Below are 13,052 nucleotides of genomic sequence, written 5' to 3' on the forward strand. Positions count from 1 at the left end.
TCAGGACGGCCACGGCGGCGCGGCCGCGCGCGGGCGTGCTCCGTTCGGGCGTCGCCCGCTCGGCCGCTCACCGGCCGGCGACGTCGAGCGCGTCCTCGAGGGTGAAGGCCCCGGCGTACAGCGCCTTGCCGACGATGGCGCCCTCGACGCCCACGGGCACCAGGGTGCGCAGCGCCTCGAGGTCGGCCAGCGTGGAGACCCCGCCGCTCGCGACCACGGGCCGGTCTGTCGCGGCGCACACGCGCCGGAGCAGCTCGAGGTTCGGCCCGGTGAGGGTGCCGTCCTTCGCGACGTCGGTGACGACGTAGCGCGCGCAGCCGTCGGCGTCGAGGCGGGCGAGCACGTCGAACAGCTCGCCGCCCTCCTGGGTCCAGCCGCGAGCGGCGAGCGTGGTGCCGCGCACGTCGAGCCCGACGGCGATGCGGTCGCCGTGCCGGGCGATGGCCCCGCGCACCCAGTCCGGCGACTCGAGGGCGGCGGTGCCGAGGTTGACGCGCGCGCACCCCGTCGCGAGCGCGGCCTCGAGCGAGGCGTCGTCGCGGATGCCGCCGGAGAGCTCTACCTGCACGTCCACGCGCCCGGTCACCTCGGCGAGCAGCTCGCGGTTGCTGCCGCGCCCGAAGGCCGCGTCGAGGTCCACCAGGTGGATCCACTCGGCACCCGCCGACTGCCAGGCGAGGGCGGCGTCGAGGGGGTCGCCGTACGACGTCTCCGAGCCGGCCGCGCCCTGGACGAGGCGGACGGCCTGGCCGCCCGCGACGTCGACGGCGGGGAGCAGGACGAGGGGGGCGGGGGCGTCGGTCATGCGGGGGCGCTCCGGGGGTGGTGGGGGCGGTCGGTGCGGGCGGTCGTGCGGGTGGTCGGTGTGCGCGGTCAGGGGGTCACGAGGACGAGCAGGACGGGCAGCGCGACGAGGGCGACGACGACCGCTGCGACACGGCCGAGCGGCGTCTCGAGCGCCGGCCAGGCCAGCATGAGCACCACCACCTCGAGCGCGACGACCGCCGTGCGCCGGGCCCTGCGCCGCCGGCCCAGCACGCCGTCGGTGCGCCGCCGCCGCGGCAGCAGCGCGCGCACCCGCTGGAGGAGCAGCGCGCGGGACCGGCGCCGGTCGCGCCGCCCGGCCTCGCGCTCAGCGGCGGCGGCGCGCTCCCGCTCGAGCTCGGCGCGCCGTCGCGCCCGCTCGCCCTTCGCGCTCACTGCAGGGTCTTGAGCCAGTTGCGCAGCAGCTCGGCGCCCGGGTCGCCGGACTTCTCCGGGTGGAACTGCGTCGCCGAGAGGGCGCCGTTCTCGACCGCCGCGACGAAGGGCTGGCCGTGCGTGGCCCAGGTGACGAGCGGGGCGCGGTAGCGCTCGCCGCTCACGAGGTCGAAGCGGCGCACGCCGTAGGAGTGGACGAAGTAGAACCGCTCGTCGCGCACGCCGGCGAACAGCGCGCTGTCCTCGGGCGCGTCGACGGTGTTCCAGCCCATGTGCGGCAGGACCGGGGCCTCCAGCCGGTCGACCGTGCCCGGCCACTCGCCGCAGCCCTCGGCCTCGACGCCGTGCTCGACGCCCCGCTCGAACAGCACCTGCATGCCGACGCAGATGCCGAGCACGGGTCGGCCGCCCGCGAGGCGCCGGCCGATGATCTCCGGGCCGCGGACTGCGCGCAGCCCGACCATGCACGCGGCGTACGCGCCGACCCCCGGCACGACGAGGCCGTCGGCCTCCTCCGCGGTGGTGCGGTCGCTGGTGAGCACGACCTCGGCGCCGACGCGCTCCAGCGCGCGGACGGCCGAGCGCAGGTTGCCGGAGCCGTAGTCGAGGACGGTGACGGTGGGCGCCACCTAGAGCGACCCCTTCGTCGAGGGCACGCCGACGACGCGCGGGTCCCAGGCGACGGCGTCGCGCAGCGCACGGCCCAGCGCCTTGAACTGCGCCTCGACGATGTGGTGCGGGTCGCGGCCGGCGAGGACGCGCACGTGCAGGGCGATCGCCGCGTTGGAGGCGATGCTCTCGACGGCGTGCCGAGTGAGCGAGCCGACGTAGTCCCCGCCGATGACGACGTAGGCCTGGCCCTCGGGCTCGCCGGTGTGCACGCAGTACGGCCGGCCGGCCAGGTCGACCGCGACCTGGACGAGGGTCTCGTCGAGCGGGACGAGCGCGTCGCCGAAGCGGCGGATCCCCGCCTTGTCGCCGAGCGCCTGGCGCAGCGCCTCGCCGAGCGCGATGGCGGTGTCCTCGACGGTGTGGTGCGCGTCGATGTGGACGTCGCCCTCGGTCTTGACGGTGAGGTCGAGCAGCCCGTGCTTGCCGAGCTGGGCGAGCATGTGGTCGTAGAACCCGACGCCCGTGCTGATGTCGACGGTGCCGGTGCCGTCGAGGTCGACCTCGACGAGCACCGAGGACTCCTTCGTCACCCGCTCGACGCGGCCGGTGCGGGACGGGCGGGTCTGCTCGCTCACGCGGTCTCCCCCAGGAGGTCGAGCGCTGCGGCGAGCGCGTCGAGGAACGTCGTGGTCTCGTCAGTGGTGCCGGCGGTGACGCGCAGCCAGCCGGGCAGGCCGACGTCCCGGACGAGGACACCGCGGTCGAGCAGTGCCTGCCACACCTTGCCGGAGTCGGCGAAGCGGCCGAACAGCACGAAGTTGGAGTCCGAGTCGACCGCGTCGAGGCCGCGGGCGCGCAGCACCTCGACGATCCGCTCGCGCTGCTCGCGCACGGCCGCCACGGAGGCGAGGGTCTCGTCGGCGTGGCGCAGCGCCGCGCGCGCGGCCTCCTGGGCGACGACGGAGAGGTGGTAGGGCAGCCGCACGAGCTGCAGCGCGTCGACGACCTCCGGCGCTGCGGCGAGGTAGCCCAGCCGGCCGCCGGCGAACGCGAACGCCTTCGACATCGTGCGGCAGACGACGAGCCGCGGGCGCCCCTCGAGCAGGACGGCCGCGGAGGTCGCGCCGCCGAACTCGGCGTAGGCCTCGTCGACGACGAGGATCCCGCGGGTCGCGGCGTAGAGCCGCTCGACGGCGTCCGGCGGGACCGCGGTGCCGGTCGGGTTGTTGGGCGAGCAGAGGAAGACGACGTCGGGGTCCGCCTCCTGCACGGCGGCGACTGCACGGTCGACGTCGAGCCCGAACCGCTCGTCGCGGACGTCGGCGTCGACCCAGCCGGTGCCCGTCCCGACGCAGTAGAGGGGGTACATCGAGTACGTCGGGCCGAAGCCCAGCGCCGTGCGCCCCGGCCCGCCGAACGCCTGCAGCAGCTGCTGGATGACCTCGTTGGAGCCGTTGGCCGCCCACACCCGGCTGGCGTCGAGCGGGACGCCCGTCGCCGAGGAGAGGTACGCCGCGAGCTCCCCCCGCAGCGCGACCGCGTCGCGGTCGGGGTAGCGGTTGAGCTGCTCGGCCGCGGCCGCGACCGAGGCCGCGAGGTCCGCCACCAGCGCCGCGGAAGGCGGGTGGGGGTTCTCGTTGGTGTTGAGGCGGACCGGCACGTCGATCTGGGGTGCGCCGTACGCCGTGCGCCCGCGCAGGTCGGGCCGGAGCAGGTCCTGGAGCTCGCTCACGCGCCGGCCTCCTCGGCGGGCACGCGCACCCGCACGGCCGCCACGTGCGCCACCAGGTCCTCGGCGCCGCCGAGCGCGTCGATGTGGTGCGCGACCGCGGCGAGCGCGTCGCGCGAGTAGTCGACGACGTGGATGCCGCGCAGGAACGTCTGCACCGACAGGCCGGGGTTGAACTTCGCCGTGCCGCCGGTCGGGAGCACGTGGTTGGAGCCGGCGAGGTAGTCGCCGAGGCTGACCGGCGACCAGGGACCGACGAAGACGGCGCCGGCGTTGGTGACGCGGGCGGCGACCGCTGCGGCGTCGCGGGTGATGACCTCGAGGTGCTCCGCCGCCCACTCGTCGACCAGGGCGAGCCCGGCGTCGATGTCGTCGACGAGCACGGCGGCGCTCTGCGAGCGCAGCGCAGGGCCCACGCGGTCGACGTGCTTGGTGAGCGCGAACTGCCGCTCGACCTCGGCCGCGACCGCGTCGAGGAGCTCCTCGCTCGGGCTGACGAGCAGGCAGGAGGCGTTGGGGTCGTGCTCGGCCTGGCTCAGCAGGTCGGCGGCGACGAAGACCGGGTCGGCGGTCTCGTCGGCGAGGATGCCGATCTCGGTCGGGCCGGCCTCGCTGTCGATGCCGACCGCGCCGCGCACGAGCCGCTTGGCGGCCGCGACGTAGACGTTGCCCGGACCGGTGACCATGTCGACCTTGCGGCACTGCTCGGTGCCGTAGGCCAGCATCGCCACCGCCTGCGCACCGCCGACGGCGTGGACCTCCTCGACGCCGAGCAGCGCGCAGGCCGCGAGGACCACGGGGTGCGGCAGGCCGCCGTGCTCGCGCTGCGGCGGGCTGACGACGGCGAGCGAGCGCACCCCCGCGACCTGGGCGGGGACGACGTTCATGACGACGGAGGACGGCAGGGGGCAGAGCCCGCCGGGGACGTAGAGCCCGACGCGGCGCACCGGCACCCAGCGCTCGGTGACCGTCCCGCCGGGCGCGACCTCGACCACCTCGTCGGGCCGGCGCTGCGCCTCGTGCACCAGCCGCGCCCGCCGGATGCTCTCCTCGAGCGCCGCGCGCACGGCCGGGTCGAGGTCCGCGAGCGCCGCGGCCAGGGCCTCGGCGGGGACGCGGGTGGTCCCGGCGTCGATCCCGTCGATGCGCGCCGTCGCCTCGCGGACCGCCGCGGCACCGCGGGCGCGGACGTCCTCGACGATGGGGCGCACGAGCTCGACCGCTGCGCTGACGTCGAGCGCAGCGCGCGGCAGCACGCTGGCGACGAGCTCCTCGTCATGGGTCCGGCCCCGCAGGTCGACGCGCGGGAGCAGCTGCTCCTGCTCGCGGGGTGCCGGCGCAGCGGCGGTCGCGGAGGCGTCGAGGGCGGTCACCCGGCCAGTCTACGGAGGCCGCGTGCGGCACGGATGCGTACGCTCACAGGGTGGACCCCGCCGACGAGCACGACGAGCAGGCCGAGCACGTCGGGCACGACGAGCAGCTCGCGCTCTTCCCCCTCGGGGTCCCGCTGCTGCCCGGTGCCGAGCTGGGCCTGCGCGTCTTCGAGCCGCGCTACCGCCGGATGCTCGCCACGCTGCTCGCCCGGCCGCCCGAGCAGCGCCTGCTCGGCGTGGTCGCGCTGCGCGGGGCGCGCGAGGTCGGCGACGACGTGGCCGAGGACGCCAGCGCCCTGCACGGGGTCGGCACCGTGGCCCGCATCACGACCGTGAGCGCCGACGACGACGGCACCCTCGAGCTCACCGCGGTGGGCGAGCGCCGGTTCCGGCTGCTCGGCGTCGGGCCCGGCCCCGGTGAGCCCGACGGCGAGGGCCCGCGGTGGGCGCTCGGGCGCGTCCAGCCCCTCGACGAGCACACCGGCGGGCACGCCGACGAGCTCGCGGTGAGCGTGGCCGAGCTGCTCCTGCGCTACGTCACCTCGCTGCCGGACCCCGTCGCCGCCGACCTCGACCTGCCCGACGGCGGCGGGCAGCCGGACGCGCTGTCGGTGTCGTGGTCGGTCGCGCGTGCCATGGTCCTCTCGGCCGCCGACCGGCAGGCCCTGCTCGAGGCGCCCACCACCGAGGCCCGGCTGCAGCTGGGGCGCCGGCTGCTGCGCCGCGAGACGGTGCTCATGCAGGCGCTGCCCAGCCTGCCCATCGCCCGGGCCGATGCGCTGCGCGACACGGCGAGCGCGAACTAGCCGCTCGCTAGGCTGCGCCCGTGGCCAAGCGCTCCGCCCCTGCCGGACACGGCGGCACTCCCGCGACCGCGGCGCTGACGAGGGCGGGCATCGCGTTCACCGCCCACCCGTACGACCACGACCCGGCGGCGCCGTCCTACGGGCTGGAGGCCGCCGAGGTCCTCGGCGTCGAGCCGCAGCGCGTGCTCAAGACGCTCGTCGCCGACGTCGACGGGCGGCTCGTCGTCGGCGTGGTGCCGGTCGACCGCCAGCTCGACCTCAAGGCGCTGGCGGCGGCGGTCGGGGGCAAGCGCGCCGCGATGGCCGACCCCGCTGCCGCGGAGCGCTCCAGCGGCTACGTCGTGGGCGGCATCAGCCCCGTCGGCCAGCGCAAGCCGCTCCCCACCGTCGTCGACGCCTCGGCGCTCGCGCACGAGACGGTCTACGTCAGCGGGGGCCGGCGGGGGCTCGACCTCGAGCTCGCGCCGCAGGACCTGCTGCGCGCCACGGGCGCGAGCGCGGCGGCCGTCGCACGCTGAGCGGCCGGGGGGGGGTGCCTGGCTCGGGCGGCTAGGCCGCGGTCGGGCTGGACTCCTCGTCGGGGGCGGCCTCGAGCCGCGGCTCGCCCGCCCCGAAGCCCGCCGTCAGCGCGAAGTGGACGACGGTGGCGGCGAGCGGCCAGGCCACGAGCACGCCGTACGCGTGGCGCACCTGCTCGCGTCCGCCGGGACCGGCGACCCGGAACTGCTCCGGGGACAGCCAGCGCCCGACCTCCCAGGCCAGGCCGGCGGCGGCAGCGCCGCCGACGACCAGCCCCAGCAGCACCGCGAGGCTGCTGCCCGAGCGCGTCCCGAGCACGACGAAGGCGACCAGGGCGCAGAGGATGCCCGCGACGAGCGTCGTGCCCGCGAACCACGCGTCCCGCCCGAAGTACGCCGGCACCGCCCCGCCCGCGGCCGCGTCGGCGGCGGAGACGTGCGGCGCGAGCCGGTCCCACACGAGCCCGGCGCCCAGGCCGAGCACCGCGGACGCGGCGGCCACGGCCGCGCCGAGCCCGAGGTCGCCGCGGCGGACCTCGAGCGGGCGGCGCGCGAGCCGGGCGGAGGGGAGCACGGGCCGGGACGAGGGGTACGGCACGGGGGCGTCTGCCACGTCGTCCAGGTTACGACGAGATCACGGCCGCGCCAGCCACCCGACGGCGCGGCGGCGCCTGGGCCGGGGGACGTCCCCCGGCTAGCCCAGGCAGCTGGGGCCCAGCAGCGCCTTGAGGTCGCCGAACAGCGCCGGCGACGGGGTCACGCGCAGCCCGTCGTCGAGGCGCAGCACGGTCGTGCGGTTGCCGCCCTGCAGCGCGAGCTGGACCTCGGTGACCCCCGGGTGCGAGGTGAGCACCTCGCGCAGCCGCTCGACGACCGGCGGGGTGCAGCGCGGCGTCGGCAGCGAGATCTTCACCGGCCCGCGGCTCCCGCTGTCGCTGAGGTCGGGCACCTGGAGGTCCATGGCGATGAGCTTCGGGACGTCCTCGCGCTTGTCGAGCCGGCCCTTGACCACGACGATCGCGTCCTCGGCCAGCGAGGTGGCGACGAGCTGGTAGGTCGCGGGGAAGAAGAGCACCTCGACGGCGCCCTCGAGGTCCTCCACGGTCGCGATGGCCCACGGGTTGCCCTGCTTGGTGAGCTTGCGCGTCAGCCCGCTGACGAGCCCGCCCACCGTGACGACCTGGCCGTCGGGCCGGTCCTCGTCGGCCATGAGCGCGGCGATGCCGACGTCGGTCTGCGCGGCGAGGACGTGCTCCACGCCGAGCAGCGGGTGGTCCGAGACGTAGAGCCCGAGCATCTCGCGCTCGTAGGCCAGCAGGACGGCCTTGTCCCACTCCCCCACGGGCACGGGCGGCCCGCTCATCGCGCTCGGCTCGTCGGTGGACCCGCCGCCGAACAGCGAGTCCTGGCCCATCGCCTCGTTGCGCTTGACGTCGACGTGGAGGTCGACGTACTCCTCGTGGACCTCGAGCAGGCCGCGGCGCGTCACGCCGAGCGAGTCGAACGCCCCGGCCTTGACCAGCGACTCGATGGTCCGCTTGTTGCAGACGACGAGCGGCACCTTGGCGAAGAAGTCCTCGATGGAGCTGAACAGCCCGCTGCTCGTCCGCGCGCCGCAGACCGCCTCGACGACGTTGGAGCCGACGTTGCGGATCGCGGTCAGCCCGAAGCGGATGTCGGAGCCGCGCGGGGTGAAGTCGGCGTCGGACTCGTTGACGTCCGGCGGCAGCACCTTGATGCCCATGCGCCGGCACTCGTTGAGGTAGAGCGCGGACTTGTCCTTGTCGTCGCGCACGCTCGTGAGCAGCGCGGCCATGTACTCGGCCGGGAAGTTGGCCTTGAGGAACGCCGTCCAGTAGCTGACCAGGCCGTAGGCCGCCGAGTGCGCCTTGTTGAAGGCGTAGTCCGAGAACGGGACCAGGATGTCCCACAGCGTCTTGATCGCGGCCTCCGAGAAGCCGCGCTCGCGCATGCCGCCGGAGAAGCCGACGTACTCCTTGTCGAGGACCTCGCGCTTCTTCTTGCCCATCGCGCGGCGCAGCAGGTCCGCTCGGCCCAGCGAGTAGCCCGCGAGGTGCTGGGCGATCGCCATGACCTGCTCCTGGTAGACGATCAGCCCGTAGGTGTCGCCGAGGATCGGTGCCAGCGCCTCGGCGAGCTCCGGGTGGATCGGCTCGACCGGCTTGCGGCCGTTCTTGCGGTCGGCGTAGTCGTTGTGCGCGTTGGCGCCCATCGGGCCCGGGCGGTAGAGCGCGCCGACCGCGGAGATGTCCTCGAAGTTGTCGGGCCGCATCGAGCGCAGCAGCGCGCGCATCGGGCCGCCGTCGAACTGGAAGACCCCGAGCGTGTCGCCGCGCCCCAGCAGCTCGTAGGTCGGGCCGTCGTCGAGCGGGAGCGCCTCGAGGTCGACCGGCTCCTTGCCGTTGGCGACGATGTTGTTGAGGCAGTCGTCGATGATCGTGAGGTTGCGCAGCCCGAGGAAGTCCATCTTCAGCAGGCCGAGCGTCTCGCAGGTCGGGTAGTCGAACTGCGTGATGATCGCGCCGTCCTGCTCCCGGCGCATGATCGGGATGTGGTCGACCAGCGGCTCGCTGGACATGATGACCGCGCAGGCGTGGACGCCCCACTGCCGCTTCAGCCCCTCGAGCCCCATCGCCGTGTCGACGACCCGCTTGACCTCGGCGTCGGCCTCGTAGAGCGAGCGGAACTCCCCCGCCTCGCTGTAGCGCTTGTGGGAGGAGTCGAAGATGCCCTTGAGCGGGATGTCCTTGCCCATGACCGCCGGCGGCATCGCCTTGGTGATGCGGTCGCCCATGGCGAACGGGTGGCCCAGGACGCGCGCGGAGTCCTTGACGGCCTGCTTGGCCTTGATCGTGCCGTAGGTGACGACCTGCGAGACGCGGTCGTCGCCGTACTTCTCCGTGACGTAGGCGATGACCTCGCCGCGCCGGCGCTCGTCGAAGTCGATGTCGACGTCGGGCATGGAGACGCGCTCGGGGTTGAGGAACCGCTCGAACAGCAGGCCGTGCTGCAGCGGGTCGAGGTCGGTGATGCCCAGCGCGTAGGCCACGAGCGCGCCGGCGGCGGACCCGCGGCCCGGGCCCACGCGGATGCCCTGCCGCTTGGCCCACGAGATGAAGTCGGCGACCACGAGGAAGTAGCCGGGGAAGCCCATCTGCGTGACGACGCCGACCTCGTACTGCGCCTGCTGGCGGACGTGGTCCGGCACCCCGCCGGGGTAGCGGTGCTGGAGCCCGCGCTCGACCTCCTTGACGAACCAGGACTCCTCCGACTCCCCCTCGGGCACGGGGAAGCGCGGCATGAGGTTGGCGCCCTCCGTGAAGGTCACGTCGCAGCGCTCGGCGATGAGCAGCGTGTTGTCGCACGCGTCGGGGAAGTCCGCCCACTGCTCGCGCATCTCCGCGGGGGACTTGAGGTAGAAGTCCTGCGCGTCGAACTTGAAGCGGTTGGGGTCGGCGAGGGTGGACCCGGACTGCACGCAGAGCAGCACCTCGTGCGCGGTCGCGTCCTCCTTGCGCGTGTAGTGCAGGTCGTTGGTCGCGAGGAAGGGCAGCCCGAGGTCCTTGGCGAGCCGGATGAGGCCCTCGTGCGCCCGGCGCTCGATGCCGATCCCGTGGTCCATGAGCTCGCAGAAGAAGCTCTCGCGCCCGAAGATGTCGCGCAGCTCGCCGGCCGCCTCGCGGGCCAGGTCGTACTGGCCGAGGCGCAGCCGCGTCTGGATCTCGCCCGACGGGCAGCCCGTCGTGGCGATGAGCCCCTTGCCGTGCGTCTCGAGCAGCTCGCGGTCCATGCGCGGCTTGTAGTACTGCCCCTCGAGGCTCGCCCGCGAGGAGAGCCGGAACAGGTTGTGCATGCCCTCTGTCGTCTCGGCGAGGAGGGTCATGTGCGTGAAGGCGCCGCCGCCGGAGACGTCGTCCTCGCCGCCGTTCCCCCACCGGACCTTCGTCTTCTCGCGGCGCGACGTGCGACCCGGCGCGAGGTAGGCCTCGGTGCCGATGATCGGCTTGACGCCCGCCGCCTTGGCCTTCTTGTAGAAGTCGTAGGCGCCGAAGACGTTGCCGTGGTCGGTCATGGCCAGCGCGGGCATCCCCATGCGCGCGGCCTCCTCGAACAGGTCGTCGAGCCGCGCTGCGCCGTCGAGCATGGAGTACTCGGTGTGCACGTGCAGGTGGACGAAGCTCGAGTCCTGCTGCGACACGTCCGACGCCCCCTGCCCCTCGCTCCGCCACCAGCCCTCGAAGGGTACGACGGACCGCCGACAGACACGCCGGAGCCCGCGGGAGCGGCAGGTCGCTCGGCGCGTCGCGGGAGGACTACCTCCGGGTCTGCGCCGCGCGGCGCTCCTGCACCTTGCGCCACACCACAGGAGCGACCATGAGCGCGAGGCCGGGCAGGCCGAGGCGGCCGCGCTTGAGCAGACGGAGGACCTGGAACGCCGAGAGGGCGGAGCGGGCTGCGGGCATGACCGGCCCCTACCCCTGCAGCGGCTTGCGCATCCAGCGGTGCGGGATCCCCGCGTCGTCGAACTCCTCGCCGTACGCCGCGTAGCCGAGCCGCTCGTAGAACGGCACCGCCTGGACCTGCGCCCCGAGCACGCAGCTCGTCAGCCCGAGCGCGCGGCCCTCGTCCTCGACGGCCGCGACGAGCAGCCGCCCCACGCCGGTGCCGCGCGCCGGGGCGCGGACGGCGAGCCGGCCGAGGTGGGCGGTGTCGCCGTGCTCGGGCACCATCCGCACGGTGCCGACGACCTCGTCGCCGGCGACCGCGAGCCAGTGGGTGGCCGCCGCGTCGAGGTCGTCGCGCTCGAGCTCCTCGGGCACGGCCTGCTCCTGCACGAACACCTCGTAGCGCACGTCCCAGGCGCGGGAGAAGCCCGCGTCGTCCGTGACCCGCTCGACCCGTACGTCCTCGACCCGCATGCCGCGCATCCTGCCAGGGGCAGCGGCACCTCAGCGCGGGAGGTTGCCCCCCACGCCGGTGGCGCGCACGACCGGGTGGCGGGAGGCGGCGAGCCTGCGCAGCAGCACCCCCACCGCGACCACCAGCAGCCCCGAGACCGCGGCCCGCGCCCGTCCCACCTGCAGCAGCGCCCCGAGGGCACCCCAGCGTCCCATCCCGACCTCCCCGTCGACCGTCGTACGCAGACGGTGCCCGCGCACGGGGACCGTCAAGCGGTCGCGGGGAGGGCGGCCGGTCGTGAGGTCAGGCCGGGGGCCGCGGGGTAGGAGCGCGAGGGCAGGGGCACGCCCTGGGCCGGTCCTGGAGGAGGGCGCGTGGCGAGTGGACGGCACGAGCGGGCGGCCGGGCCCCCCCTCGGCGGCAGGTACGCCCTCGCGGTGGCGATCGTCGTCCTCGGGCTGTGCCCGGGCATCGTCCTCACCACGACGTCCACGACACTGGTGCCGCTTCTGCAGCACGACCTGCACGCGTCGCGCCAGGGGCTGCAGCTGACGGAGGGCATGGCCGACGCGGGCTACGCGCTCGGCGCGGTCTTCGCCGCGCACCTCGCGCAGGGTCGGCTGCAGCGCAGGATGTTCCTCTGCTACGAGGCGCTGTTCGTCGTCGGCGCGGTCCTCGCGGCGAGCGCGCCGGTGCTGGCCGTCTACGCCGCCGGCCGCGTGCTCGAGGGGGTGGCGTCCGGCCTGCTGCTCGTGGCGGCGCTCCCGCCGCTGGTCACGCGGCACGGCTCGGCACGGCTGCCGCTGACCTTCGGCATCGTCAACGTGGCGCTGTTCGGCGCGAGCGCGGTCGGCCCGCTCCTGGGGGGCCTCGCCGCCAGCGAGGGACACTGGCGCCCGCTGGTCGCCGCGCTCGCGGTGCTGGGGGCGGCGGGGGCGCTCGTCGCGCACCTCGGCTACGACCGGTTCGACCCGCCGCGCCCGGGTGCGCCGGTCGACCGTCCCGCGCTGGCGCTGGTCGTCCCGGCGGCGCTGCTGCCGTTCTTCGCCACCTCGGTGCTGCAGGGCAGGTCGCTGGCCGCACCGCTGGTCCTCGTCCCGTTCGCCGCCGGGATGCTCGCCCTGGTCGCGCTGGTCGTCGTCGAGGCCCGCTCGGACGACCCGCTCATGCCCGTGCGCGCGCTCGCGACGCAGCTGCCGGTCACCGGCACGGTCGTGGCGATGGTCGGCGGGGCCGTCTTCGTGACGGCCCTGCAGCTCGTCCAGCTGCTGCTCGTGCAGGGCCAGTCGCGCTCCCCGCTGGCCACGGCCCGGCTGCTGCTGCCGCTGCCGCTGGGCGCGGTCGCCGCGGCGGTGCTCTTCGCGCTGCTGTTCCGCACCCGCTGGGTCCCGCTGGTCGCCGACCTGGGGCTCGCCTGCCTCGCCGCCGGGTGCGGGCTGCTGCTCCTCGCCGACCGGCAGTCCTCGGACTGGGTCGTGCCGGTCGCGTCGGGCGTGCTCGGGCTCGGCGCCGGCGCCACCGTCAGCCCGGGCCTGCTCCTCGCCGGCCTCGGCGTGCCCTCACCGCAGCTGGGCCGCGCGTTCGCGCTCGTGCAGCTGCTCCGGCTGGAGGCGGCGTACGCCGTCTCCCCCGTCGTCGTCGCCCTGGCCGGCAGCTCCCGGGACATCGCCGGCGGCGTACGGGCCGGCCTCGTCGCGATGCTGGCCCTGGCCGTCGTCGGGCTGCTGGCCGCCCTGGTCCTGCCTGCGGTGTCGGGCGCCCGGCTGCGCCCGCCCGACCTCGACCGCTGGCTCGAGGGTGGCACCGCCCTGCCCTCCCCCCCGACGGCGGTCCACCTGCGCCCCGGCACCGACGACGAGGCCGCGGCCCCCCTGCTCGGTGGACCTGCCTGAGC

At 75.2% G+C, this 13,052-nt stretch carries 14 protein-coding genes; 3 read left to right on the forward strand and 11 right to left on the reverse strand.

The features are described 5' to 3' along the window. Positions 1 to 67 precede the first annotated feature (67 nt). The 6 genes from priA to hisD all read right to left on the reverse strand — a co-directional run bounded on the left by priA (position 68) and on the right by hisD (position 4,854). A complete protein-coding gene (gene priA, locus EV189_RS16170) occupies positions 68 to 805 on the reverse strand; it encodes a bifunctional 1-(5-phosphoribosyl)-5-((5-phosphoribosylamino)methylideneamino)imidazole-4-carboxamide isomerase/phosphoribosylanthranilate isomerase PriA (protein WP_130494007.1) in 738 nt (245 codons plus the stop codon). Between the two features lie 68 nt (positions 806 to 873). Continuing rightward, complete coding sequence (locus EV189_RS16175) at positions 874 to 1,200, reverse strand: hypothetical protein (RefSeq protein WP_130494008.1); 327 nt, start codon at positions 1,198 to 1,200, stop codon at positions 874 to 876. After that, positions 1,197 to 1,829 (reverse strand): imidazole glycerol phosphate synthase subunit HisH, encoded by a 633-nt coding sequence (gene hisH, locus EV189_RS16180; RefSeq protein ID WP_130494009.1) that lies wholly within the window; start codon positions 1,827 to 1,829, stop codon positions 1,197 to 1,199. Before hisH ends, EV189_RS16175 begins: the two co-directional genes overlap by 4 nt. Beyond that, the gene (gene hisB, locus EV189_RS16185; RefSeq protein WP_130494010.1) at positions 1,830 to 2,447 is read right to left on the reverse strand and encodes an imidazoleglycerol-phosphate dehydratase HisB; all 618 of its coding nucleotides are present in this window, start codon (positions 2,445 to 2,447) and stop codon (positions 1,830 to 1,832) included. It abuts the gene before it with no gap. Beyond that, the gene (locus EV189_RS16190) at positions 2,444 to 3,544 is read right to left on the reverse strand and encodes a histidinol-phosphate transaminase (RefSeq protein WP_130494011.1); all 1,101 of its coding nucleotides are present in this window, start codon (positions 3,542 to 3,544) and stop codon (positions 2,444 to 2,446) included. The genes hisB and EV189_RS16190 overlap by 4 nt, the downstream gene beginning before the upstream one ends. Continuing rightward, the gene (hisD, locus tag EV189_RS16195) at positions 3,541 to 4,854 is read right to left on the reverse strand and encodes a histidinol dehydrogenase (RefSeq protein WP_130494139.1); all 1,314 of its coding nucleotides are present in this window, start codon (positions 4,852 to 4,854) and stop codon (positions 3,541 to 3,543) included. Before hisD ends, EV189_RS16190 begins: the two co-directional genes overlap by 4 nt. Before the next feature lie 110 nt (positions 4,855 to 4,964). Between hisD and EV189_RS16200 the strand changes: the two genes are divergently transcribed. Together EV189_RS16200 and ybaK are read left to right on the forward strand one after the other, a co-directional pair. Continuing rightward, entirely contained in the window at positions 4,965 to 5,720 is a 756-nt protein-coding gene (locus EV189_RS16200; protein ID WP_165400342.1) for an LON peptidase substrate-binding domain-containing protein, read from the forward strand. Between the two features lie 20 nt (positions 5,721 to 5,740). Next, on the forward strand, positions 5,741 to 6,238 hold the full coding sequence (ybaK, locus tag EV189_RS16205) for a Cys-tRNA(Pro) deacylase (RefSeq protein WP_130494013.1): 498 nt from the start codon (positions 5,741 to 5,743) through the stop codon (positions 6,236 to 6,238). A 31-nt stretch (positions 6,239 to 6,269) separates the two neighbouring features. Here ybaK and EV189_RS16210 read toward each other — a convergent pair whose 3' ends face one another. From EV189_RS16210 to EV189_RS20315, 5 genes are all read right to left on the reverse strand, one after another. Next, a complete protein-coding gene (locus EV189_RS16210) occupies positions 6,270 to 6,851 on the reverse strand; it encodes a hypothetical protein (RefSeq protein ID WP_130494014.1) in 582 nt (193 codons plus the stop codon). 81 nt (positions 6,852 to 6,932) lie between these two features. Further along, positions 6,933 to 10,457, reverse strand: coding sequence for a DNA polymerase III subunit alpha (dnaE, locus tag EV189_RS16215; RefSeq protein WP_231116482.1), 3,525 nt, complete (start codon positions 10,455 to 10,457; stop codon positions 6,933 to 6,935). A gap of 115 nt (positions 10,458 to 10,572) precedes the next feature. Continuing rightward, positions 10,573 to 10,722, reverse strand: coding sequence for a hypothetical protein (locus EV189_RS20310; protein WP_165400343.1), 150 nt, complete (start codon positions 10,720 to 10,722; stop codon positions 10,573 to 10,575). Between the two features lie 9 nt (positions 10,723 to 10,731). Further along, a complete protein-coding gene (locus EV189_RS16220) occupies positions 10,732 to 11,178 on the reverse strand; it encodes a GNAT family N-acetyltransferase (protein ID WP_130494015.1) in 447 nt (148 codons plus the stop codon). Between the two features lie 30 nt (positions 11,179 to 11,208). After that, positions 11,209 to 11,373: a hypothetical protein gene (locus EV189_RS20315; protein ID WP_165400344.1), complete on the reverse strand. Its 165-nt coding sequence runs from the start codon at positions 11,371 to 11,373 to the stop codon at positions 11,209 to 11,211. Between the two features lie 159 nt (positions 11,374 to 11,532). Here EV189_RS20315 and EV189_RS16225 point away from each other — a divergent pair, with 159 nt between their 5' ends. Further along, positions 11,533 to 13,050 (forward strand): MFS transporter, encoded by a 1,518-nt coding sequence (locus EV189_RS16225; RefSeq protein WP_130494016.1) that lies wholly within the window; start codon positions 11,533 to 11,535, stop codon positions 13,048 to 13,050. The last annotated feature ends 2 nt before the right edge of the window (positions 13,051 to 13,052 follow it).

It is taken from the genome of Motilibacter rhizosphaerae, from assembly GCF_004216915.1.
Taxonomy (GTDB): Bacteria; Actinomycetota; Actinomycetes; order Motilibacterales; family Motilibacteraceae; genus Motilibacter; species Motilibacter rhizosphaerae.